The organism is Bacillus sp. Au-Bac7 (assembly GCF_021341655.1).
GTDB lineage: Bacteria > Bacillota > Bacilli > Bacillales > Cytobacillaceae > Niallia.
In genome coordinates this window covers 119014-141932 of record NZ_JAJTTG010000006.1, presented here as the reverse complement: position 1 = coordinate 141932, position 22919 = coordinate 119014, and the positions used below count along the sequence as shown (strand labels likewise).

Sequence of the window (22919 nt, the reverse complement as noted above, 5' to 3'; positions counted from 1 at the left end):
GCTCATATAGCGTAAGAGCATGTTATTAAATCCGAATATCTTCGTAATAAACAGCCATTATCTGCAAACAAGGATAAAACAGCCGTACCGAAACAATACTAAGCATATATGGTTGTGGGAGGTGAAGTAAGCTTTGACCGAACTAACAATGAAGGAACTGGCATTTATTGAGGATGAGATACGTGCAGAAGCAATTACCGCTAAAACATTAAATTGGTGTGCAACACAATGTGAGGATGAAACATTAAAAAACATATTGGAAGCAATGGCAGAAAAGCACCAGTTAAAGATTGCCGACCTATCCCAATATTTTAACAGGACGCAAAATATTCAATAGCTTATGGGAAAGGAATGATCTTATGCCAAACAATATCGAAGGACGCGGACTGACAGACCGGGAATTGCTCCAGCTTTGTTTGGAGCTTGAAAAAGGCCGCTGCCATAGCATCAATAACGTTATACTCGAGACAAAGCATCAAGGACTGCGAGTGATTTACGAAGGAGCCTATGCCAATGCCAGCTCCAACCAATACGAGCTCTTTTCAATCATGGATGACAAAGGCTGGTACAAAACAGAGATTGCCTCAACAGATCAAATCAACAAAGTACAAGAACTCATGCAAAACAATCTTCACCCAGACAATCAATTTAAGTAAACCTATCTTAAAAGCGTGCATAAACATGTACGCTTTTAAGCATCCACCCATTCCCCTTCCCTCTTTAAAAAGCTATAGAAAAATTTTTTCAATTACAGGCATTAGATACACCATTGTAAGAAAAAATAAAACGAATTAGAAAAAGCATTTCTTTTATCAAGCAAACGCCAAACAAAAAAAACTATCATAGAAGAAATTTTGCCGTTACCTTCTTCATCGCTAGGTATGAAACCTCTTTCATATCAGAAAACAAGCTGTATGAAAGAACTAATGCAATTATTAATAAAAAGGTAAATTATACTCAATTAAAAATCATATCTGTACAATTTTGCGTTTATTTAGTATGATTTTAATTATGTTTTATGTCAGATTATCTTACATACAAACAAATGTTTATTAAAAAGGATTTATTTATCCTAATTTCCCAACACAGAAAAAGTACAAAAGGAGCTATATGAATGAAGATAAAACAAAGATTTCCAAAGTTAATTTTGTTCTTTGTAGTTTTACTGACTACCTTAAGCATGCTTTCTCCACTAACAAATGTGAAGGCTGCAGAAAAAACATATCAGATTGCTACAGATATTACTTTTGCTCCATTTGAATTCCAAGATACGAGTGGTGAATTCGTTGGAATTGATATGGACCTTGTTGCAGCAATTGCAAAAGACCAAGGCTTTAAATACGAAATTAAACCGCTTGGGTTTAATGCTGCCGTTCAGGCATTAGAATCAAAGCAAGTTGACGCAGTTATTGCGGGAATGAGCATTACCGATGAAAGAAAACAGAAATTTGATTTCTCTGATCCATATTTTGATTCTGGAATCATCATGGCTGTTAGTAAAGATAATGACACTGTTACTTCCTACGATGACCTAAAAGGCAAAAAGGTCGCTGTTAAAACAGGAACGGAAGGTGCAAGCTTCGCTGAAAGCATTAAAGACGAATATGGCTTTAATATTGTTACTTTTGATGACTCTGCAAATATGTACGAAGATGTAAAAACAGGAAATTCCGTTGCTGTATTTGATGACTACCCTGTATTAGCATATGGAATTAAACAAGGCAATGGCTTAAAAACAGTGACTGAAAAAGAAGCAGGCGCTTCTTACGGATTTGCTGTTTCAAAAGGCCAAAACACGGAACTTTTAGAAATGTTTAACGCAGGACTTGCAAACTTAAAAGCATCTGGTGAATACCAGAAAATCATGGATAAATACTTGGAAACAGGCTCTGACACCGCTGCTGCAGAAGACACTGGATTTTTCGGACTTCTAAAAGAAAGCATGCCAAGCTTGATGACAGGATTAAAAATGACATTAATCCTTACTGTTGTTTCTTTAATTATTGCAACAATAGTGGGAATTGTCTTTGGCTTAATGCGAATTGCAAAAAGTAAAGTTTTAAGCACTATTGCAATGATTTATATTGATATTTTCCGTGGAACACCATTGATTGTCCAAGCATTCTTCATTTACTTTGGTATACCGGCTGCATTTGATTTCCGAATCACTGCATTTGTTGCAGGTCTCATTACATTAAGCTTAAATGCTGGTGCTTACATGGCTGAAATCGTCAGAGGCGGTATTCAATCTGTAGATAAAGGCCAAATGGAAGCTGCCCGCAGTTTAGGACTTCCTTATGGAAAAGCTATGATGAAGGTAGTTCTTCCACAAGCTATTCAATTGATGATTCCGGCATTTATTAACCAGTTTGTCATAACACTGAAAGATACATCGATTCTGTCTATTATTGGCATAAACGAATTGACACAAAGCGGTAAAATCATCATTGCAAGAAATCTGGAATCATTCCAAATGTGGATTATCGTCGGCGTGATTTACTTAATTGTTATTACAATACTAACTAAAGTATCAAATGTTTTAGAAAGAAGGATTAAAAATGGCAAAGCTTAAAGTGACCAATCTGAAAAAATCATATGGAAACCTTGAAGTTTTAAAATCGATTGATGTGCAGGTCCAAGAAGGTGAAGTCGTTTGCCTTATCGGTCCTTCTGGTTCTGGAAAAAGTACCTTGCTGCGCTGTTTGAATATGCTGGAGGAAGTAACAAGCGGAGAAGTTGTTGTTAACGACCAAAAGCTGACAGATAAAAACACTGATATTAACAAGGTAAGAGAAAATATCGGAATGGTTTTCCAGCACTTTAACCTCTTTCCAAACTTGAGTGTTCTGGAGAATATTACACTTGCTCCTGTCGAATTGAAGAAAGCAACCAAGGCAGAAGCAAAAGAAAAAGCCCTTCAGCTTTTAGATCGTGTTGGATTAAAGGATAAGGCTCCAGAAAACCCAGCGAAGTTATCTGGCGGTCAAAAACAAAGGGTGGCTATCGCCCGTGCGCTTGCAATGAATCCAGATATTATGCTGTTTGATGAACCAACAAGTGCCCTTGACCCTGAAATGGTTGGAGAAGTGCTCAATGTTATTAAGCAATTGGCACAAGAAGGCATGACTATGGTTATCGTGACACATGAAATGGGATTTGCAAGAGAAGTAGCAGACAGAGTTATATTTATGGATGGCGGTTATATTGTCGAACAAGGCACTCCACAGGAGATCTTCGGTAATCCGCAAAACGAACGGACTAAAGACTTCTTAAACAAAGTACTTTAATCTAAGAAAACAGGCGTACCTTCTGGTACGCCTGTTTTTATTAAAATGCTGTCCACCCTGCATCTGCAGTGATCACTGTTCCATTAACAAAGCTTGATTCATCTGATGCGAGGAATAGAGCAACGGTTGCGACTTCTTCCGCCTTGCCGATACGAGGGTTTACACCTAGCCCCGGTTGTACTCTGCCCATTCCAAATGGGTTAACATTTGTCATTGAAGCACTGATATTAGTCTCCACGCCTCCTGGAGCTATTGCATTGCAGCGAATTCCCTTTTGGGCATACATAAAGCCAGTGTTTTTAGTGAAGCCGACAACAGCATGCTTAGAAGCTGTATAAGCAGCACCTGCCCTTGCTCCTTGCAAGCCTCCAGCTGAAGCTACATTGATAATCACACCGCTCTCTTTTTCCAAGAAAATCGGCAGCGCCTTCCGTGTTGCTCTCATAACACTTGTTGTATTGACGGCAAATACTCTTTCCCAATTCTCGTCCAAAATATCGCCTGCAGGTTCAAAATTATCCATAATTCCAGCATTATTAACAAGAATATCGAGCGTTCCATAGTTTTGCACTGTTGTATCTATAAGATTTTGTATGTCCTCTTCTTTTGCCACGTTCGCTGATACTGCGAATGCATTGCCGCCATTTGCTTTTATTTCTTCTACTGTTGCATTTGCTGCATCCAAATTAATGTCTGATACAGCCACATTTGCTCCTTCCTTTGCATAAAGAAGAGCAATTTGTTTTCCCATACCAGAACCAGCACCTGTTACGATTGCAACCTTGTTTTCAAGTCTCATTAAGATACCCCCATATATGAACTGTTAGAATACGCTTTCAACATTGCGAATTTTTACTACACTTATAGTATAATGACACTAAACGATGAAGGACAATCAGCAAATAAAGTGGAATTTGTCTATTAGTCAACAAATCGCAGGCTTTCTGCTGCCAAATCCTTTTTGATGAACATTAGAGGTGGAATATGTCTAATAAAAATGAATACCTTGATAGGCGAGTGATTAAATCAAAACGAGCACTAAAAGAAGCATTTCTTTCCCTTATGCAGGAAAAAAGCTTTAAGGAAATAACCATAACAGATATCGTCCAGCTAGCAGACTTGAATCGCGGCACCTTCTATAAGCATTATACTTATAGGGAAGATTTGCTGAATGAAATTATTGATGACATTATTACTGATTTGGTTGCTTCTTACCGGGAACCTTATAAAAATTCCGAAATCTTTGAAGTAAGTAAACTGACGGCAAATGCCATTAAATTGTTCGACCATGTCCAAAAAAACGCAAACTTTTATAAGCTGATTATCCATGCAGAATTGCTGCATAGTTTCCAGTATAGACTGTGTGAAATTCTAAAGGAATTATCGCTCCAAGATTTTCATACACCTGTAGTGGACTCCCCCATAGACAAAGAACTAGCTGCTAGTTATTCTGCCTACGCCCTCTTTGGTCTGCTCGTTGAATGGATTAAAGGCGGTTTTAAATACAGCTCAAGCTATATGGCAGAGCAATTATTGCTAATCATCAATAGAAATACAACAGCTTCTGTAATAAAACCAAGCATCGAGAAGTAAAGCTCCCTTCGTAACTGGGAGCTTCTCCTTAATCACATTACAGTGATTTCTGACACACTCTTTAATAAATGTTCAAATATCAGACACAATATCTTGGCTTCTTTGTGAACTGTTTCACAATAATCATTTTCTTCCCTCTTTTTTTGCTATATTTAACTTGTAAGAAATATTGAAATAAAGGAAGGATGAAAACTATGATTAATGCCTTTATTAGAGAAAATAAGATTGCTGCCATTGTTTTAACTGTTATTCGTTTATTCCTTGGATATTCTTGGTTTAAATCCGGCTTCGGAAAACTGACTGGCGAGGGCTTTGATGCAAGCGGATTTTTAACAAATGCGATTAAAAATCCTGTCACAGGTCCTGACGGTGCCGTTTACGGCTGGTATACGAGCTTTATAGAAGGATTTGCACTTCCTAATGTTGGACTATTTAACGTATTAATTCCGATTGGCGAATTGCTGGTAGGGTTAGGCTTAATTCTTGGCTGTCTGACAACTGCAGCTACATTCTTTGGAGTTGTGATGAATTTCTCTTTCATTCTCGCAGGTACGATTTCTCATAACCCAACAGATATACTCATGGGAATGATCATTATGTTTGCTGGCGCAAATGCAGGCTACTATGGCCTAGACAGATGGGTGCTGCCAATCTTGCGAAAGTACATCATGAAAGACAAAGAAGAAAAGCCGTTATCTCCAAATTTAAGAGCGTAAATATAGAAGCTAAAAGGCATGTGCGAAAAGCACATGCTTTTTTTATCATTCAAAAAGAATGGGTTCTTGCGCTGCCAAGCTGCGGGAAACAGCAATCAGTCTCTGGTTGCTGCTTCCCATAAACTGCAGATTTAAATCTCTCTTCTCCATAATAAACGGGCCATCTACAATAACATCTAAATATTCGCAAACGGCTTTGCTGCTTGCGCAGCTAATTAATTGTTCCCATTTATATCCAGTATAACACCAAATATTTTTTCCATTCCTTTTCAGTTCTGATGCAAGTGTGAGGAGCTCGTGATGATTCTGATAAAAAGGCTCCCCGCCGCTGAAGGTGACATCATTAAAGGGATTGGCCATCAATATATTAAAAATATCAGCAGCTTCCATCTCTGTACCGCCTCTTCTGTTCCAGCTGTTCGGGTTATGGCACCCCTTGCATCGATGAGGACAGCCGGCAAAAAAAACAGTGCTTCTCAGTCCCGGGCCGTCTACAATGCTGTCTTGTATAATATTTAGCACTCTCATCTATGCTTCACTCTGTCCTTCTCTTCCGACCGTTTAGCTGAGTTCCATTTATCTAGTGACCCGACGAGATAGCCTGTAATTCTCCGGATACGCTCAAAATTCTCCTCTCCCGCAATATTGCAGCTAGGGCAGCTGTTATTTATAACCCCTTTATACCCGCAAGCAAGACACCGATCGACAGGATGATTAATGCTTCCATATCCAATGCCGGCCTCCTTCATTGCCCGGACAATCTGCTCCATTGCTATAAGGTTTTTGCTTGCATCCCCATCCAATTCTAAATAAGTGATGTGGCCTCCGTTCGTCAATGGGTGGAATGGCGCTTCCTTTTCAATTTTATCAATTGCCATAATTTTGTAATGAACGGGGATATGAAAGCTATTTGTAAAATAAGGCCGGTCGGTAATCCTCTTTATGATTCCGTATTTTTTTCTGACTTCTCTTTGCGCTTTGCCTGCAAACGATTCAGCTGGAGTGGCGATAAGAGAATAGTTCATTTGCTTAGCTTTCGTTGCTTCATCTGTTCTTTTTCTCATATGAGCAACAATTTTCAACCCAAGCTTATAAGCCTCTTCCGATTCTCCGTGATGATAGCCTGTTAAGGCAACCAGAGCTTCAGCAAGGCCTACAAACCCAAGAGACAGCGTGCCCTGTTTCCAGATTTCTTCAAGATTATCTTCAGGGCTAAGCGCCTCCCCTCCTTTCCAAACTCCTTGAGTGAACAAAAATTTGAAGTTTGCTGCCTTTTTATTCCCTTGATACTCGTAACGATCATACAATTGCTCAATGGCAATATGTATATAACTGTCCAAGCGTGTAAAAAAATCCTCAACAGTGTTGGATTCCAGTGCGATAAGGGGCAGGTTAAGGCTTGTGAAAGACAGATTTCCCCTTCCAATACAGCTGGCTGACCCATGAATATTTCCCATCACTCTCGTTCTGCAGCCCATTGTTGCTGCTTCTGACTCTGGTGTGCCGTCATAATGTTCTTTGTTAAACGGTGCGTCCAGAAAAAGAAAATTCGGAAACAATCTTTTGCTTGTTGTCTCGATTGCAAGCTGAAAAAGATCATAGTTTATATCTTCCTTGCTGTAATTGATACCTTCCTTTACTTTAAAGACGATAATTGGAAAAATTGGCGTCTCCCCTTTCCCTAATCCTGCCTTTACAGCAAGCAGCAAGCTTTTTGTAAGCAATCTTCCTTCCACTGATATGTCGGTACCGAGATTAACAGAGACAAACGGTGTCTGCCCCCCTCCTCTTGAATGCATGCTATTACAATTATGCACAAACGCTTCACATGCCTGATAGGTTTCTTCCTCTGTCCATTTCCAGGCAATTTCATCCCTTTGCTTGACACTTGAAAAAAGCCCTTCAAGTCGGTTTTTATGGCGCATATAGGATTTCTTGATATATGGAGCCAAGTCATAATCAAACAAAGGCACTGCTTGTCCCCCGTGCTGCTGGTTTTGGTTTGCCTGCAGGATTATTGATGTCAGCGCCATGGCGCTCATAATGCTCTTCGGTTCTCTCATATATCCATGGCCCGTATTAAAGCCTTCTTTTAAAATCTTGCCGACTGGGATTTGGCAGCATGTAGCCGTTCCTGACGCATAAAAGTCTAAATCATGAATATGGATATAACCGCTTAAATACGCATTTTTCGCTTCTTCTGACAAAAGTTGTTCGATTGTAAAATGCTTTGTTGAAGCAGAAGCAAAATGCATCATATGGCTCATCGGAGAAACACCGTCCATGTTGGCATTTTCTTGGATAAGGTCTATGCGCTCCCCTGTTGTTATATCAGCAAATTCATTCATTAATTTTTCATATGTACCCATTTCCTTCTCTCCCTCTACACTCAATTCTTCCTCATTATAAATAACCGTCTCTAAAAACATCAACATATAGTAGGTTTGTTCACCGAATGTACACAATATATAGTGAATTAGCAGTTTATGAAAATAAACGGAGAATCTGCAAGGAAAAGGGATTTTATGCTAAACTAAACGTAAATAATAATAAAAAATGGAGGAGCAAATTATGTCTACTCAAGGGACAATTAAAGAAATCATGTTTTACAGCAATGCTTTGAATGAAGAAATTCAGCTGCTCGTCTATTTACCACCAAACTATTCTGATTTATATAAATACCAGCTTTTGATTGCCCAAGATGGGAAAGATTATTTCCAGCTTGGCAGGATTGGCAGAACTGCAGATGAACTGCAGTTGAATAACGACATAGAAGGAACAATAATCGTTGGTATTCCATATGCGGATGTTGCAGACAGAAGGTCAAAATATCACCCAGATGGCGAAAAATCACAAAGCTATATCCGCTTTCTCGCACATGAGCTTGTCCCGTTTTTGGATAGTGAATTTCCGACATACCAAATGGGGCTCGGCAGAGGACTTATCGGTGATTCCCTTGGAGCAACCGTTTCGCTTAGAGCAGCCTTGAAATATCCACATACATTCGGCAAAGTGATGCTTCAGTCTCCATATGTTAACGAGGAAGTGTTATCTGAAGTAAACGCCTTTCAGACCTTTCATCTTCTCGAAATATTCCATATAATAGGAAGCGAGGAAACAGCAGTTAAAACGTCCAGCAACACAATCGAGGACTTCCTTGAACCAAACCGGAACTTGGCTACACTGCTGCACGAATCTAATGCCGATTATCATTACGAAGAATACGAAGGAAATCATACATGGAAATATTGGCAGCCTTATTTGAGGACTATTCTGTTACATATGTATAGCAGTTAAAACAATTTTTTATATATGAAAATAATGAAAAAACAGATATTTTTGAACATCAATTTATAAATTTGTTATAATATCTTACAGATACTGCAAAACTGCTTGTAAGGCAATGAATACCTGTCTTAAGGAATATACATTATTGAAGAGAAGAAATGGGGGTTTCAACCATGAAATATGGCATCGCTATTTTTCCAGGAAAAGAGCTGCAAGATTTAGCTAATTCTTACCGTAAACGCTATGATCCGAAATACGCTTTAGTACCGCCTCACATCACGCTAGTAGGCGAATTCAACGCAGACAATGATGAAATTAAGACAATCAGTGCCAAGTTGCAAAAGGTGGCGAGCCATTACCATTCCATTGCGATTAAAGTTTTGAAAATAAGCACATTTCAGCCTGTTAATAATGTTATTTATTTAAAGATCGAACAAAATTCCGATTTAGAGGATCTACATACGGAAATCATTAACACAATCGGTGTGCCCGAGGAGCATCCTTTCATTCCTCACGTAACACTTGGGCAGCAGCTGTCTAACGATGAGCATCTCGATCTATACAGCAGCTTAAGAATGCGCAGTTTCAGCCATGAGGAAAGTACGGACCGCTTTCATCTCTTGTATGAGTTGGAAAACGGCTCTTGGACTGTATTTGAGACTTTCCGTCTCGGTAATAATGAATAAGAGAACTTACAAATTTTTAGGGGAATGTCAGCTGACATTCCCCTTTGTTTATTTTCTATTGTTCTTGCCTAGAATAACGGAGGAGAAAGGATGATAAACTTATGGATTTCCTGCATATTGGTTCAGAGCTTGTTTTTGGATTTATTGCACTTCTTCTCTTTACTAAAATACTCGGTAAAACCGTTATAACCCAAGTAACAACGTTCGATTTTGTTTGTGTGCTAGTTATTGGGGAATTAGTCGGAAACGCAATGTATGATGACAATACAGGCATAAAGGAAATATTATATGCTGTCATTATTTGGGGTTTTTTAATCTTCCTGACAGAATTTTTGACACAAAAGTTCCGGCGCTCACGCAGCTTACTTGAAGGAAAGCCATCTATCATCATCCAAAAAGGAAAGATAGATTATGATGAACTGAAGAAAAACCATCTCGATTTGAACCAGCTTCAGCATCTTCTCCGTTCCAAGGATATTTTCTCCATCCAAGAATGCCATTATGCTATTTTAGAAACAGATGGAACGGTTAACACGATTAAAAAACAGGCATATACAAGTCCCTCCCGGACAGAAATGCAGCTGAATGTCCAAGACAGCACTCTGCCTTTAAGTCTCATACTAGATGGAGAAATCATCGAGGAAAATTTGACTACTGTCGGCTGGGATGAAAAAAAGCTAAACGCAGAATTAGCTCAAATAGGAATTCATTCTCCTAAAACAGTGTTGTATGCCGAATGGCAGGAAGATGCTCCTTTATATGTTCAAAGCTATTAATTAGACAAGCTTGTTGAATTGCCGACCTTTTCCTGTCAGTTCGGCAATGAGCTTCTCCGCATCTTCCATTCTCCTTTTGGAAGCCTCTTTATTATGTGCAGAATAGGGCTGGTCAAATCTCTCATATGTATTGGAAATAACAGCAGGTGCAAAAACCTTTTGGCTCTTAACAGGTCTAATTTTTTGCGCGATATCCTGTCTAACATACTGTTCATATTGATAGTTATTTACTGGAAGAATATAACCCATACGAATTGCCTCCTACTTGATTTTTTTATCCATACCCAATTAATGGTTTTGTTAAACTTCCTTCTTCCCTTTTATATACTCTTTTATTTTGCTATGATAATAAGTACGTTAAAAAAAGAAGTATTGTATGAAAATGAGGTTTAACTATGGAAACAGCCTACTATTATGATAGATTGATACATTTATATGCTGATACGAGAAGCGACTGGCAGACTTGGCATGAAGCTGGAAAAAAAGGCCTTCTTGCTTGCTCAGTCTGCGGTGAGGCTGTAAAGCTTTATTTGGGTATTAAAGCAAAACCGCATTTTTACCATGCTTCCACTTCAGAGCCTTGCCAGCAAAATATTACTCCAGCTGTCAGTGAAGCAGCTGCTGCTGTTGAATATGAAGAAAGAAACGGATTTCGTTTTCCTAAATCTCGAAGCATTTCAACACCGATTGAAGAAATTAGCTTTAAACAGCCTAAAATCATCCAAACTGTTACAGATACTGCTGCTAAGGTGGGCAGACCTGATTATAACGCGCCAGACAGTTATCTTCATGCTCTTTCCCTTAGTGGCGTCAAGCTTGATGAATCCCAATGCAATGCCGTCACAACAGATGAGGAAGCAGTATTGGTTGTTGCAGGTGCCGGAAGCGGAAAAACACGAGTTCTGACGGCGAGAACTGCCTATCTCATCCATGAGAAGAAAATTGATCCTGCCTCCATCATGCTAGTAACATTTACGAGCAAAGCTGCATTAGAAATGAAAGAACGGCTTATGAAGTATCCTGACATGACCAAAACGGTAATCAGCCGGATTGTTTCAGGGACCTTCCACAGTATCCTGTATCAAATACTCCTTTTTCACGAACCAAATAAATGGAAAAGGACCAATTTGCTGAGCAGCAACTGGCAGAAAGAATTAATCCTAAAAGAAATTGGCACAGAATTAGGAATTGATATGAAAGAATTCCCATATGATGCTGCCCTTCAATTGATTGGAGCATGGAAGAATTCTTTGCAATTTCCAAATGAAATTAAGCCTGCTTCTGATTGGGAAGAGAAGGTATTGCCACTTTACAAAAAATATGAAGAGACAAAGCATAACAAAGGCCAATATGATTTTGACGATATGCTTGTCGGCGGATATTACTTTTTCCTTGAAAATCCTAAAATACTTGAAACATACCAAAACAGATTTTCCTATTTCCTGCTAGACGAATTTCAAGACATTAATAAAGTCCAGTATGAATGGATAAAATTGATGTCCCAACGAGCGAAAAGTATTTATGCAGTTGGAGATGATGATCAGGCTATTTATGCATTTCGAGGCAGTGACCCGAAATACCTGCTGGATTATGAAAAGGACTTTAAAAACGCCAAAATTATTTATCTGAAGAATAATTACCGCTCTACTAATGAAATTGTATCATCAGCAAATGATATTATAAAAGCAAACAAAAACAGACGTCCCAAAAAAATGGCTGCGACCTATACTGGACAAAATCCCCTCCTCTTCTATCCTTATGATGAAGAGGAAGAAGCAACAATGATAGTCACAGACATATTAGAAAAAATTCAAAAAGGGGCAGAACCGACGGACTTCGCCATTCTGTTTAGAACTAATACAAACAGCAGGGCAATGTTTGAAAGACTGTCTTCCTCAAGTCTTCCATTTAGACTCGAGCAGGATTCTGGTTCCTTTTACAGCCGCTTTATCGTCAAAAGCATGATTGCTTACTTAAAGCTTGCTGTTGACCCAGATGATCAGCATGCTGTTAACAGTTTGCTGCCGACATTATTTCTCAAGAAAAGTGTGCTTCAAGACTTAAAAGCATTAAGTATTTTGGAAGATTGCAGCCTGGCTGACGGATTCGCAAAAATTAAAACCGGATTTGCCTTTCAGGAATCGAGACTAAAAAAAATTCCAGACGCTCTGAAAAAACTAAAATCAACTCCCCCTTTAGAGGCCATTGCCTTTATTGAAAAAGAACTCGGCTTCCAAGAGTTCATTAAAAAACGGGGAAATGAAGGAAATCAATGGGATAAAGGCTCTGACGATCTTCGAGATCTTAAAGTTGTCGCTAAAAAGTTTGGCACCATTGCTGAATTTGTTGCCTATACAGACCATATGATTGCCATGAACGCAGAACTGAAAAAACAATATAAAGATACAAAAAATGCAATCAGCCTGACAACCATTCATCGTGCCAAAGGACTAGAATATAAAATCGTCTATATTCTAGGCGGTGTTGACGGTTCCCTTCCTCACGATTATGCATTGGAAGCCTTCCGAAATGGCGACAATCTGCCTATGGAAGAAGAAAGGCGACTATTATATGTTGCGATGACAAGATCAATGGCAGAGCTGTATGTATCCATTCCGATGCACTTGAGGGGAAGAAAAGCAAAAGCTTCCCGGTTCTTATCTGCTTTAAGACTGGCACCAATACACAAGAATAAAGAATAAAAGGGTAACCTTTAGACAAGAGGTTACCCGCCAAATCACTTTTTATTAATCATCTTGGATAGTGTGTTGAAATCAAGCTGTTTCCCATCCTTAACAATGGATTGAACAATTTTGTCCTCTGTTTCTTTAGGAACAGGTTTGCCAGCGATTTGGGATACTCGGCGAATGACCCCTCTTACTGTGTTTTCATCTTTGAAGTTTGCATTTTGTAATGAATTAGCCAGGTCAAAAATGTCTTTCATATTCACACCTGTTTTTGATTCTATATTCTTAAAGAAGTTGTTATTCATACCTGTATTTCCTCCTTCTTGAGCTACTTTACATAGTATGTAGGTAAAAGTAAAAGGTGAAAATTTTCAGTTAAAAAAATTAAAAAGGATAGGCTTTCCCATGGAAAGCCTATCCTTTCGTTCATTTACTAATTATTAAGCGTAGAAGCTAGCTCCAACAATAATCAATAGAATGAAAAGTACAACGATCAAAGCAAATGAAGAACCATAACCGCCGCCGCTATAGCCGCCGCCTCCATATCCATATCCGCCGAAACACATACACCTTCACCTCACTTCTCCTTTATTCTTTAATAGCATATGGAAATTGAGGTATTGTGTATAGGCAAGCTCCTAAGCTATGTGAATTTGTACGATTGACTATTAGCGGATGAAACGGAAGAATTCTTAACCCTTTGGTTTAAAAATTAAAGCGCCAATAAAACCGAAGACGATTGCGGCTGAAATTCCTGAGCTGGTAACCTCAAACATTCCTGTGAGTACCCCAATTAACCCATGTGTCTCTGCTTCTTGCATAGCACCATGAACCAGTGCGTTACCGAAGCTCGTAATAGGAATAGTTGCACCAGCACCGGCAAAGTCGGCAAACGGCTCATACAGACCTAGTCCATCTAATATAGCACCTGCCACAACTAAAGTCGTTAAAGTATGTGCTGGTGTACGCTTGGCCACATCAAACATTAGCTGGCCAATTACACAAATCAAGCCACCTATTACAAATGCCCAAAAAAACATTGGCAGCATACTCAATTTCCTCCCTTCTATATTTCGATTGATACTGCATGAGCAATACATGGAATAGATTCTCCCTGCTGAACCGTAAGCGGAGATAACAATGCACCTGTCGCCACGACAAGTATCCGCTTATAAACACCTCTTTTCATTTCGTTCAACAAGTGACCGTATAATACAGTCGCAGAACATCCAGGACCGCTAGCGCCTGATTGGACTGGCTGATCAGCTTTATAGATAAGTAAACCGCAGTCATTAAATTTATTTTTATCAATATGAATTCCTTTTTCCTCAAGAAGTGCGAGTACAGAATCTCTGCCAATTTTACCCAAATCACCAGTAACAATTAAATCATAATGAGATGCATCAACACCTAAGTCATTGAAATGGGCACAAATAGTATCAGCAGCAGCTGGAGCCATTGCCCCGCCCATATTAAATGGATCAATTAAACCCATATCCATTACTCTTCCTATTGTTGCTGACGTCGTGTACGGGCAATTTTCATGCGTTCCGTCATTTTCTGTTAACAAAGCAACGCCTGCGCCTGTGACAGTCCATTGTGCTGTCGGCGGCTTTTGACCGCCATATTCTGTTGGATAGCGGAACTGCTTTTCAACAGCTGCGTTATGGCTCGAAGCACCTGTAAGGATATTCTTAGCACCTTTGTAGTTGATTATAAAAGAAGACATTGCCAGCCCCTCCATCGAGGTAGAACAAGCGCCAAATAAGCCGAAATAAGGCACTTTCAGGTCACGGGCAGCAAAGCTGGTTGGTGTGATTTGATTGATAAGGTCGCCTGCAATAAAAAATTGGGCATCCTCTGCAGACAGTCCGCTTTTTTTTAAAGCAGTCTCTGTTGCTTCCTCCAAAAGCACTCTATGCGCTTGCTCATAAGATGTCTTGCCCATCCATAAGTCTTCATGCAAAATATCAAAATCCTTCGCTAAGTTTCCGTTCCCTTCAAATGGACCGCCTGCTACACCTGTAGACTGTATGACAGGATGATTGTCAAAAAGCCATGACTGTTTTCCTTTAAGCAATTACATAACCCCCCTGGCCATTAGAATAAGCGTTTTAATTAAAGCAACAACAAAGGCAGCAAAGACACCAAATAAAATAACGGAGCCTGCTAATTTGAAGATATTTCCTCCTACACCTAATACAAAGCCTTCGGTCCGATGCTCTATTGCCGCAGAAATAATGCTGTTCCCGAACCCTGAAACCGGCACTGCACTTCCAGCTCCGGCAAACTGGCCAAGCCGGTCATAAATGCCAAATCCGGTGAGCAGCATAGACAGGAATATGATTGTGGCACTTGTAGGGTTTCCGGAAGTTTGCTCTGTAAAGTGGAAAAAATAAATATACATAAAAGACAACAGCTGTCCGAGCATGCAAATAAAGCCTCCGACAAAAAAAGCCTTTATGCAGTTCTTTACTACTGGTCTTTTCGTTTCGTATTTTTTCTCTAATTGTTCATACTGTTTTTGCTGTGGTGTTTTCTTTTTCTTCGCCATTAATACCTTCTCCTTATGTTAGTTCATTGGTGAGATTGATTATTTGCTTAAGCCGCTTATCCGCATTTTTTTCACTGTAATCGGCATTCTTCATCTTATCCCCAAGCCTTATCGCTTCTAGAAATATCTTATAGTCACTTGATACAGTGAATGTATGGTCGGGAAACTTATCACTTAAGATTTTGTTCAAGTCACTCTCAATGCCCTTCATTCTAAACCTGGACATATGCTTTACTTTATAAGCAACCAGAATTTCCTTTTGGCCTTTAATCACCGCTACGTCATAGATGGATTTAACCGAACTTGCTTCATCTTTTACTTGACGCACTAATATTTGTTCAAGCTGATCTGGATTTTTGGTAACTGTTAATGGAGCAGGATCAACCCTTTTGAATAAAGCGGTCCGGCTGGAAGGAGATGATTCTTCACAACCGGCCAGAAGAAAGCACATGAAAATAAAAAATACAAAAAAACGTTTTTGATGTGTCATATTTGTCCCTTCCTATGTAAAAGATGTATGTTTTTCCTTTGTTTATTTTTTTCGTTTTTACTGTTTTTTATGAAAAAAAAAAGGAAGCATACAGCCCCAATTTTTGTAAAGACAAAAAAAAGAACGGCAGATCCGCTCTTCTTTCTTGGCTTTTAGCCATTTGTTTTAACTTTTTTCCCACAGCCGCAGCCTTTCTTTTTCACCTTTTTTTTCCGGGAAATAGCAGCAGGTGCTTCTTCTTTTTTTGTCAGTTTTTTCATCATTACAAGCACTCCCGTTTTTTTTAGAATGACATTAGAATATGTCTACCATATTGTATGAGGCTCTTTTTGTCTATGTGTAAACAACTAGCCTAAATATAGAAAATGAATTTCAATGTTATTCCGTCAATTTCTGCACGATAGCCTCGATTATAGAAGCAGCCCCTGCAATGGCAAGTATCAGTACAACTGGTGTGCAAATGCTTGGAAGGAAAAAATACAATAGGACAAGAAAGCCAGTTGACCAAACTCCAGTACACCAATAACAGCTAATCAATTCCCCTAAAAAGCCTCTAACCAAACCGTCCTTTGGAACATAATATATCTCATCTTCACCATTTTCATTTTTTTCAAGCTTTTCATCAAGCACTAACATGCGAAGGAATTCCGTTATGCGGTCAAACACTAATAATCTAGTCAGGCGAAATGTGGCTAACACTAACAGCAGCAGTTCTATCCACTCTATATTCACTTTTATTACCCTCCTCTATACACACACTAATATGAAGAAAGCAGTCTTTCAGTGCCTATTTTCATGACAGACATCTAAACACACTTGGAAATTTGGGCATATGCCTAAATTTCAAGAAAAAAGGCGTTTGTCCGTAACCCATAACGGTCTTTGGCAATATGTTAGTAGTGTAGTATCACAAAGAAAGAAACAAACAAGGAGGAAATCAATTATGGGTTGTGGAAAAAAAGATGATGTTTTCGGTACTTCTAGCTGTGTTTGCGAAGTGGTTCGCGCCATTAAAGATATTCAAGATAGTGCAGAAGACAACTGCGAATGTGAAACAAACTGCTTTTCTGAGCCACTAGGTTCACTTGTTTCCCCAACAAAACGCAGTAAAGCAGATACTCGTGTATTTGTTCTAAAAACAGCTGACGGATCACCTTTCCATGCTTTCTTCAGAGGAGATGACTGTGCATGTGTGTCTATCTTCTTCCGCGTAGAAGATGTGTTTGACAACTGCTGTGCAGTATTGAGAGTGCTTGCACCAATTACTAACACTCACTCTGGCAGAGAAACACTTGATATCACAGGACCAAAAGGCATTGACCTTGGCAAAGTCTGTGAAGTGGATGGATTCCGTCGCACAAGCGACTGCATTACAGTTGACTTGAAATGCTTCTGTGCCGTACAATGCATTGCTGACGTTGATTTAGACATCTGTGATTAATATAAGCGTAATTTACACCCTACAACCAGTCATTTTATATGGCTGGTTGTTTATTTTTTTTTGCAATATAGGAAACTTCATCTTATCTTACTTCGGAGGTGAGAGTGTTGATAAAGATTTTCCACAAAGCAAATCATTCTACGCAAATTGCTCTTGTTGCCTATTCCCTATTATTTCTGGTAATAGGTGCTGGCTCCCTTTTCTTTAATTCCCTAGACTAAAGAAAGCTACATATGTGCAAAAAAAACGCACTTTTAACAGTGCGTTTTTTTCCTGAGCCGATGCTTAAATACCGACCATTCTAACATCTGTAATTTTCTTCGTAAAAAGGGAGATTTCCTCGCCATCCATCAACTTTACTGACACTTTCTTGTCATCTTTGCCAGTTATAAATCCTCTTATTTGCTGGTTTTCTTCAACCGTCAGGATACATGCAACAGGAGGAAGCTGTTTCGGAAAGTTAAAAAGATATGTCAGCCTTTCCTCTATCCCCATCTCCCTAAAGCTTTTCAGCCTGCGGAATGCAGGTTTCCGTTCTTGGCTTTCTTGTTGTTCCGCCTGCTCTACATTGTAGTCATGTATTTTATCCCGAACAGCCCCTGGAGACTCAATCATACCGATATGCTCTTTATCGGTTTGTTTTTCTGTTTTAGTTTTAGCAGCCTGCAATGCTGCGTTTTCTATTTCCTCTCTTCGCTTACGTGTTTGCGCTTTACGAGCAGAGAATGTGCTTTGCATGTTTTCAGCAGGAAAAGGAGTATGCTGAAACAAGAGAGGTGAAGCTTTTCTTGCTGTTTTTTTCCTCATAAAGTTAAAGTCACCTCCTAATACATAATATACAGCAGGTTTTTTTGCCTACTTCATCTTAATCTATGCTGGGGCATGCTTTAATGTTAATCAAGGAGTTTGTGTCAGGTATTTCTTTAAAAAAGATATTCATCATGGTGCTGCTCTATTCTGCAAAACAAAAAACGCTGACCCATTTTAGGTCAGCGCTTATTTATTGCTTATGAAATAATATGGAAGCCTGAATCTACGTGGATGTTTTCGCCTGTAATTCCTCTTGCCATATCACTGAACAAGAATACAGCCGTATCTCCCACTTCATCAGGTGTTGTTGTTCTTCTTAGCGGTGAGCGTTCTTCAATCTCTTTCAAGATTGAGTTAAAGTCACTGATACCTTTTGCAGAAAGTGTGCGAATCGGACCTGCTGAAATAGAGTTAACACGGATGCCGTCCTTGCCTAAATCAGATGCTAAATAACGGACACTTGCATCAAGTGAAGCTTTTGCAACACCCATAACATTATAGTTTCTAATAGCACGTTCTCCACCAAGATATGTTAATGTAACAATGCTTCCGCCTTCTGTCATCAAACCTTTAGCTTCCTTCGCTACAGCAGTCAAAGAATAAGAGCTGATATTATGCGCAAGCAAGAAGCCTTCTCTTGTTGTATTCATGTAATCCCCTTGCAATTCTTCCTTGTTTGCAAAAGCGATGCAATGAGCAATTCCATGAATAGTTCCAACTTCGTTTTTGATCGTTTGGAAGCACTGTGCGATATCCTGGTCATTCGTAACATCACATGGCAAAACGATGCTGTCACTTGCTTCAAGTGTTGCTACAAGATCACGAACACTTTTCTCCAGTCTTTCTCCAGCATATGTGAATACTAGACGGGCACCTGCTTTATGAAGAGATGTAGCAATCCCCCATGCAATGCTTCTTTTGTTCGCAACACCCATTACAACATAGGTTTTGCCCTTTAATGAAAAGCTCATAATTTATCCTCCTAAATTATATTACAAGTTATTAGTACCTAGTACTAATTTTACTATACTATCTTCAAAAAGAAAAGTGCTGTTACCGTAGTCATTTGGCTTATTTTTCCGTTGCCACTTAGTACTCACGTTCTAGGTTTCTTTTCAGCTCCCTGACATATTCTTCAGAACCTGTTACAATTAAATGGTCATGTAGCTGCAGCTCGGTGTCTCCATGGGGAATAACGGAATCTCTTCCACGGAAGATTCGTACAAAAATAACATCTCCAGTGAACGGGAACTTTCTTAATGTCATTCCCTCAAACCCCTTGTTCCTAATTGTAATTTCATGTAAAGATGTTTCATTATTCCCTAACAAAGCAAGGATGCTCGGAGATTGAATCATCGCTTTTAGCAGTGCTTTAGTTGATGTAAAGGATGAAAACACTTCAATTCCTTCCTTTTGCAAAGAGGCCTCTTTATCGAGATCTTCCATTCTGCAAATAACCCTATCAATCCCTGCCTGCTTTAATAAAAGACTCATTCTTTCATTCTCACTGCTATCGCCAGTAGAAACTACTACAATGTCCGCTGCCGAAATGTTTGTAGCCTTGATAACTTCCTCGGTATAATTGTCCAGCTCTGTGATTTCAAACAGAGAATCTGCAATTTGCAGATCATGTTTTTCTTGTTTTTTATGATAGAATTCCACCTTATAGTAAGGGGATTTTAACTCTTGGTATAGCTGCATAGTAATCTGATTCACACCGATGATTGAAATATTTACTGCCCTTTCTCCTGCTGTTTCCTTTGGGAAAAGTTTTTTGAAAACAATCGGTGTGATAATACAGGAAATAATTGCTACAAGAATAAATATCCCGCTCATCTGCGAGGTTATTATATTCATTCTTTCCCCAATCGCTGCAGCTGCAATTACTAGAGACAATGTCGATGTTAATAAAAACCCTGATGCTACTATTGTCCTGTTATCATACCATTTTTTCAAATAGTAAATAGGCAGCATCTTGCTTGCTAGCAAAGCAAGCAATAAGAGCGGTATAAATAAAAGAAGCATAGGATCTGTAAATAGTGACCATAAATCCATGTCAACACCAATCATTACAAAAAATATCGGAATTAAAAAGCCATAGCCAAAGGAATCTAATTGATGCACAAGCTCTTCATTCGGGGACAAGAGCGACACAAGCACCCCTGCTAAGAAAGCACCAAGAATATTTTCTGCACCGACAGTTTCAGACAGCGCTACTAAGAAAATAATTAATGCGAACACTGCCCTTGTTCCGATTTGCACTGTTCCTCTTGACATCGAATCTGAAGTGTTTTTGTTTTTGAAGCGTCTGCCTGCAAAATATAATAACACCCCTGCTGCAAATAGGATTAGTAACAGCCAAGTGTTACCGCCGCTTTCATGAATCGAAGCAAAAACTGCCAGCAATATCATTGTCGCTAAATCAGCAATGACTGCTATAAGCAGGATGATTTGCCCTATTGCCGTTTTCATGATATTTGCTTCTTTTAATGTTGGCACAACCACACCAAGTGAAATAGTAGAAATGATGATAGTCATTAAGAAAATACTATCTACAAAGCCTGCAAGGACAAATAGATAACTCAAAATAACCGATAACGCAAAAATAGCGGCAAAGATGATGACAGATGTTGAGAACGGCTTCGGTTCAAGCCTCCCATTCGGCAGTGTCTCTCTTTTTTTATTGCTGGAAAAAGATTTAAAATCTATCTCCAGCCCGCTTAAGAACATTAGAAAAATAAAGCCTAATGTTGATAAAGTCTCCAGCCAAGTATCCTGCTCGACAAGATTAAAACCGCTTTTTCCAATAATAAGCCCCATGATAATTTCTGCAACCACGACAGGAATAACATTTAGCTTTAGGCGGTGCAAAATAATCGGTGTCAATAATGCCACAATGATTACAATCATTAAGGACATTACAGAAGCGCCGTGTTCCATTTTATTTCCTCCTTGATAACTGCTTTTTTCTTTCTAAAATAACTTAACTGGTCAACAATCCCATAAACATCGTTGCCATTCCAAAATAAATGAGGATACTGATAATATCATTTAAAGTTGTAATAAATGGTCCAGATGCAACGGCAGGATCAATTTTTAATTTATTCATCAATAGAGGGATTATAGAACCTGCAATTGTCGCTACAATTAGTGTTCCTAAAATAGATGCACCAACTAAAAGCCCTAAAAAAATATTGCCTTTCCAAATATAAACGACCAATGTTACAAGTATTCCACAGACTCCACCTGTTATTAGTCCTGTTCCCGCTTCGCGCATGATCAGCTTGAACTTGCTTTCCTTCTCCAGGTTTCCTGTCGCAATGCCCCGCACTGCAACTGCGAGTGCCTGTGTCCCCGTGTTTCCTGCCATCCCTGCAATCAAGGGAATGAAAACAGCAAGGATAGAAACCTTGTTTAACGTCTCCTCAAACCTGCCGATTAAGCTTGCCGTAAACATTCCTAAGAACAACAGGATAATCAGCCACGGCAATCGTTTTTTTGCAGCAGAAACGGGATGTTGATCAACATAGTCCATATTAGAAACAGCCGCAAGCTTTGAATAATCATCAGTTGCTTCTTCCTCCAATACATCGACAATGTCATCAATCGTGATGATGCCGAGCAGCCTCCCTTGAAAATCAATGACAGGCAATGCAAGAAAGTCATAATCCCGCATCTTCCTTGCTGCTTCCTCACGGGTTTGAGTGACAGAAACAGAGTAGATACTGTCATTCATAATGTCAGCAATCACTGTACTGTCATCACTTACGATTAAATTCCTTAAGGATACTACTCCGACAAGATGCTTCTGTTCATCCACCACATAAATATAGTAAATTGTCTCCGCATTAGGTGCTTCCGCTTTAAGCAAGGCCATTGCAGCATGAACTGTCATATGAGAATACAGGCTGACATATTCAAGTGTCATGATGCTCCCTGCAGTTTCCTCCTCATAATCCATTAGTGCCTTGACATTGCTTGCCTCTTCAAGCGGCATAAGGGCGATATAACTAAGTGCTTGCTGCTTTTCCAAAGCGATGAGGATATCTGCTGCATCATCTGCTGACATATGTGTGAATATGTCAGCCACATAGGAAGGCAGCAGTCTTGCAAACAGCTCCTGGTAATCATGGTCTTCCATATCGAGATGCTCAAATAACTCTGCAATCTCCTCAGGTGATAAAAAATGAAATACACTCTCTTGTTCTACTTTCTCCAATTCCTTAAAAAATGAAGCTTGATCATATGGATGCAGCTCTAAAAATGCTTCTCTGAATGTTTGTAAGTTTTCATTTTGTAAAGAATGGAGGATTTCTTCTAGTTTTTCTTCATAGCTGCTCGTTATCTCTTTCAAAACATACTCCTTTCAAAAGTTTCTCTCTATACTAACAAATCTCTTAGAGTTTGTCGTCCATCTCACTAATTTCCAATAAAAAAATTATGATACCTTTACAAACAACCTAAAGGAAACAGGAGACAGCTAATATATATTCCCCATTCTTTTACATGTAAAACTTTAGATTGTGACCTTATAATATTTTGTTTCCCTACAAAAGATAATTGGTACGAAGGATTGAATTGGGAGGACAAA

At 39.1% G+C, this 22919-nt stretch carries 26 protein-coding genes; 11 read left to right on the top strand and 15 right to left on the bottom strand.

Annotated elements, in window-relative coordinates; all coding sequences use genetic code 11:
* Nucleotides 1-133: 133 nt before the first annotated feature.
* The 4 genes from LXM54_RS18695 to LXM54_RS18680 all read left to right on the top strand — a co-directional run bounded on the left by LXM54_RS18695 (nucleotide 134) and on the right by LXM54_RS18680 (nucleotide 3287).
* Complete coding sequence (locus LXM54_RS18695) at nucleotides 134-337, top strand: hypothetical protein (RefSeq protein WP_233316762.1); 204 nt, start codon at nucleotides 134-136, stop codon at nucleotides 335-337.
* 22 nt (nucleotides 338-359) lie between these two features.
* Complete coding sequence (locus LXM54_RS18690) at nucleotides 360-656, top strand: spore coat protein (RefSeq protein WP_233316761.1); 297 nt, start codon at nucleotides 360-362, stop codon at nucleotides 654-656.
* Between the two features lie 458 nt (nucleotides 657-1114).
* Complete coding sequence (locus LXM54_RS18685; RefSeq protein ID WP_396953792.1) at nucleotides 1115-2572, top strand: amino acid ABC transporter substrate-binding protein/permease; 1458 nt, start codon at nucleotides 1115-1117, stop codon at nucleotides 2570-2572.
* On the top strand, nucleotides 2559-3287 hold the full coding sequence (locus LXM54_RS18680; protein ID WP_233316760.1) for an amino acid ABC transporter ATP-binding protein: 729 nt from the start codon (nucleotides 2559-2561) through the stop codon (nucleotides 3285-3287). Before LXM54_RS18685 ends, LXM54_RS18680 begins: the two co-directional genes overlap by 14 nt.
* Nucleotides 3288-3327: 40 nt before the next feature.
* On the opposite strand, the gene LXM54_RS18675 is transcribed toward LXM54_RS18680, so the two are convergent.
* A complete protein-coding gene (locus LXM54_RS18675) occupies nucleotides 3328-4086 on the bottom strand; it encodes an SDR family oxidoreductase (protein WP_233316759.1) in 759 nt (252 codons plus the stop codon).
* A gap of 185 nt (nucleotides 4087-4271) precedes the next feature.
* Between LXM54_RS18675 and LXM54_RS18670 the strand changes: the two genes are divergently transcribed.
* Both LXM54_RS18670 and LXM54_RS18665 read left to right on the top strand, forming a co-directional pair.
* Nucleotides 4272-4880, top strand: a complete 609-nt coding sequence (locus LXM54_RS18670; protein ID WP_233316758.1) for a TetR/AcrR family transcriptional regulator — start codon at nucleotides 4272-4274, stop codon at nucleotides 4878-4880.
* 194 nt (nucleotides 4881-5074) lie between these two features.
* On the top strand, nucleotides 5075-5596 hold the full coding sequence (locus LXM54_RS18665; protein ID WP_233316757.1) for a DoxX family membrane protein: 522 nt from the start codon (nucleotides 5075-5077) through the stop codon (nucleotides 5594-5596).
* Nucleotides 5597-5641: 45 nt separating this feature from the next.
* On the opposite strand, the gene nrdG is transcribed toward LXM54_RS18665, so the two are convergent.
* Nucleotides 5642-6124 carry an anaerobic ribonucleoside-triphosphate reductase activating protein gene (nrdG, locus tag LXM54_RS18660; protein WP_233316756.1) on the bottom strand — a complete coding sequence of 161 codons (483 nt, stop codon included), beginning with the start codon at nucleotides 6122-6124 and terminating at the stop codon, nucleotides 5642-5644.
* Entirely contained in the window at nucleotides 6121-7965 is a 1845-nt protein-coding gene (locus LXM54_RS18655) for an anaerobic ribonucleoside triphosphate reductase (RefSeq protein WP_233316755.1), read from the bottom strand. The genes nrdG and LXM54_RS18655 overlap by 4 nt, the downstream gene beginning before the upstream one ends.
* Nucleotides 7966-8167: 202 nt before the next feature.
* On the opposite strand from LXM54_RS18655, the gene LXM54_RS18650 reads away from it, so the two are divergent.
* From LXM54_RS18650 to LXM54_RS18640, 3 genes are all read left to right on the top strand, one after another.
* Nucleotides 8168-8893 carry an alpha/beta hydrolase gene (locus LXM54_RS18650; RefSeq protein ID WP_233316754.1) on the top strand — a complete coding sequence of 242 codons (726 nt, stop codon included), beginning with the start codon at nucleotides 8168-8170 and terminating at the stop codon, nucleotides 8891-8893.
* Between the two features lie 164 nt (nucleotides 8894-9057).
* Entirely contained in the window at nucleotides 9058-9570 is a 513-nt protein-coding gene (locus LXM54_RS18645; protein WP_233316753.1) for a 2'-5' RNA ligase family protein, read from the top strand.
* A 101-nt stretch (nucleotides 9571-9671) separates the two neighbouring features.
* On the top strand, nucleotides 9672-10346 hold the full coding sequence (locus LXM54_RS18640; RefSeq protein ID WP_233316752.1) for a DUF421 domain-containing protein: 675 nt from the start codon (nucleotides 9672-9674) through the stop codon (nucleotides 10344-10346).
* Here LXM54_RS18640 and LXM54_RS18635 read toward each other — a convergent pair whose 3' ends face one another.
* Nucleotides 10347-10595 carry a hypothetical protein gene (locus LXM54_RS18635; protein WP_233316751.1) on the bottom strand — a complete coding sequence of 83 codons (249 nt, stop codon included), beginning with the start codon at nucleotides 10593-10595 and terminating at the stop codon, nucleotides 10347-10349.
* A gap of 146 nt (nucleotides 10596-10741) precedes the next feature.
* Between LXM54_RS18635 and LXM54_RS18630 the strand changes: the two genes are divergently transcribed.
* Nucleotides 10742-13048 carry a UvrD-helicase domain-containing protein gene (locus LXM54_RS18630; RefSeq protein ID WP_233316750.1) on the top strand — a complete coding sequence of 769 codons (2307 nt, stop codon included), beginning with the start codon at nucleotides 10742-10744 and terminating at the stop codon, nucleotides 13046-13048.
* A gap of 35 nt (nucleotides 13049-13083) precedes the next feature.
* Here LXM54_RS18630 and LXM54_RS18625 read toward each other — a convergent pair whose 3' ends face one another.
* From LXM54_RS18625 to LXM54_RS18595, 7 genes are all read right to left on the bottom strand, one after another.
* Nucleotides 13084-13338 (bottom strand): stage VI sporulation protein F, encoded by a 255-nt coding sequence (locus LXM54_RS18625; protein WP_233316749.1) that lies wholly within the window; start codon nucleotides 13336-13338, stop codon nucleotides 13084-13086.
* 135 nt (nucleotides 13339-13473) lie between these two features.
* Complete coding sequence (locus LXM54_RS18620) at nucleotides 13474-13599, bottom strand: YjcZ family sporulation protein (RefSeq protein ID WP_233316748.1); 126 nt, start codon at nucleotides 13597-13599, stop codon at nucleotides 13474-13476.
* Nucleotides 13600-13725: 126 nt separating this feature from the next.
* A complete protein-coding gene (gene spoVAE, locus LXM54_RS18615; RefSeq protein WP_233316747.1) occupies nucleotides 13726-14082 on the bottom strand; it encodes a stage V sporulation protein AE in 357 nt (118 codons plus the stop codon).
* 17 nt (nucleotides 14083-14099) lie between these two features.
* A complete protein-coding gene (gene spoVAD / locus LXM54_RS18610; protein WP_233316746.1) occupies nucleotides 14100-15113 on the bottom strand; it encodes a stage V sporulation protein AD in 1014 nt (337 codons plus the stop codon).
* A complete protein-coding gene (gene spoVAC, locus LXM54_RS18605; protein ID WP_233316745.1) occupies nucleotides 15114-15587 on the bottom strand; it encodes a stage V sporulation protein AC in 474 nt (157 codons plus the stop codon).
* A gap of 13 nt (nucleotides 15588-15600) precedes the next feature.
* Nucleotides 15601-16077, bottom strand: a complete 477-nt coding sequence (locus tag LXM54_RS18600; RefSeq protein WP_233316744.1) for a sporulation protein — start codon at nucleotides 16075-16077, stop codon at nucleotides 15601-15603.
* Between the two features lie 378 nt (nucleotides 16078-16455).
* Complete coding sequence (locus LXM54_RS18595; protein WP_233316743.1) at nucleotides 16456-16809, bottom strand: DUF1360 domain-containing protein; 354 nt, start codon at nucleotides 16807-16809, stop codon at nucleotides 16456-16458.
* A gap of 211 nt (nucleotides 16810-17020) precedes the next feature.
* Between LXM54_RS18595 and LXM54_RS18590 the strand changes: the two genes are divergently transcribed.
* Nucleotides 17021-17518, top strand: a complete 498-nt coding sequence (locus LXM54_RS18590) for a CotY/CotZ family spore coat protein (RefSeq protein WP_233316742.1) — start codon at nucleotides 17021-17023, stop codon at nucleotides 17516-17518.
* Between the two features lie 285 nt (nucleotides 17519-17803).
* Here the strand turns inward: LXM54_RS18590 and LXM54_RS18585 are convergent, their stop codons facing one another.
* The 4 genes from LXM54_RS18585 to mgtE all read right to left on the bottom strand — a co-directional run bounded on the left by LXM54_RS18585 (nucleotide 17804) and on the right by mgtE (nucleotide 22673).
* Nucleotides 17804-18325 carry a CotO family spore coat protein gene (locus LXM54_RS18585; protein WP_233316741.1) on the bottom strand — a complete coding sequence of 174 codons (522 nt, stop codon included), beginning with the start codon at nucleotides 18323-18325 and terminating at the stop codon, nucleotides 17804-17806.
* A gap of 200 nt (nucleotides 18326-18525) precedes the next feature.
* A complete protein-coding gene (gene fabI, locus LXM54_RS18580; protein ID WP_233316740.1) occupies nucleotides 18526-19299 on the bottom strand; it encodes an enoyl-ACP reductase FabI in 774 nt (257 codons plus the stop codon).
* A gap of 118 nt (nucleotides 19300-19417) precedes the next feature.
* Nucleotides 19418-21268, bottom strand: a complete 1851-nt coding sequence (locus tag LXM54_RS18575) for a monovalent cation:proton antiporter family protein (RefSeq protein WP_233316739.1) — start codon at nucleotides 21266-21268, stop codon at nucleotides 19418-19420.
* Between the two features lie 43 nt (nucleotides 21269-21311).
* Complete coding sequence (gene mgtE / locus LXM54_RS18570; protein WP_396953797.1) at nucleotides 21312-22673, bottom strand: magnesium transporter; 1362 nt, start codon at nucleotides 22671-22673, stop codon at nucleotides 21312-21314.
* Nucleotides 22674-22919 lie beyond the last annotated feature (246 nt).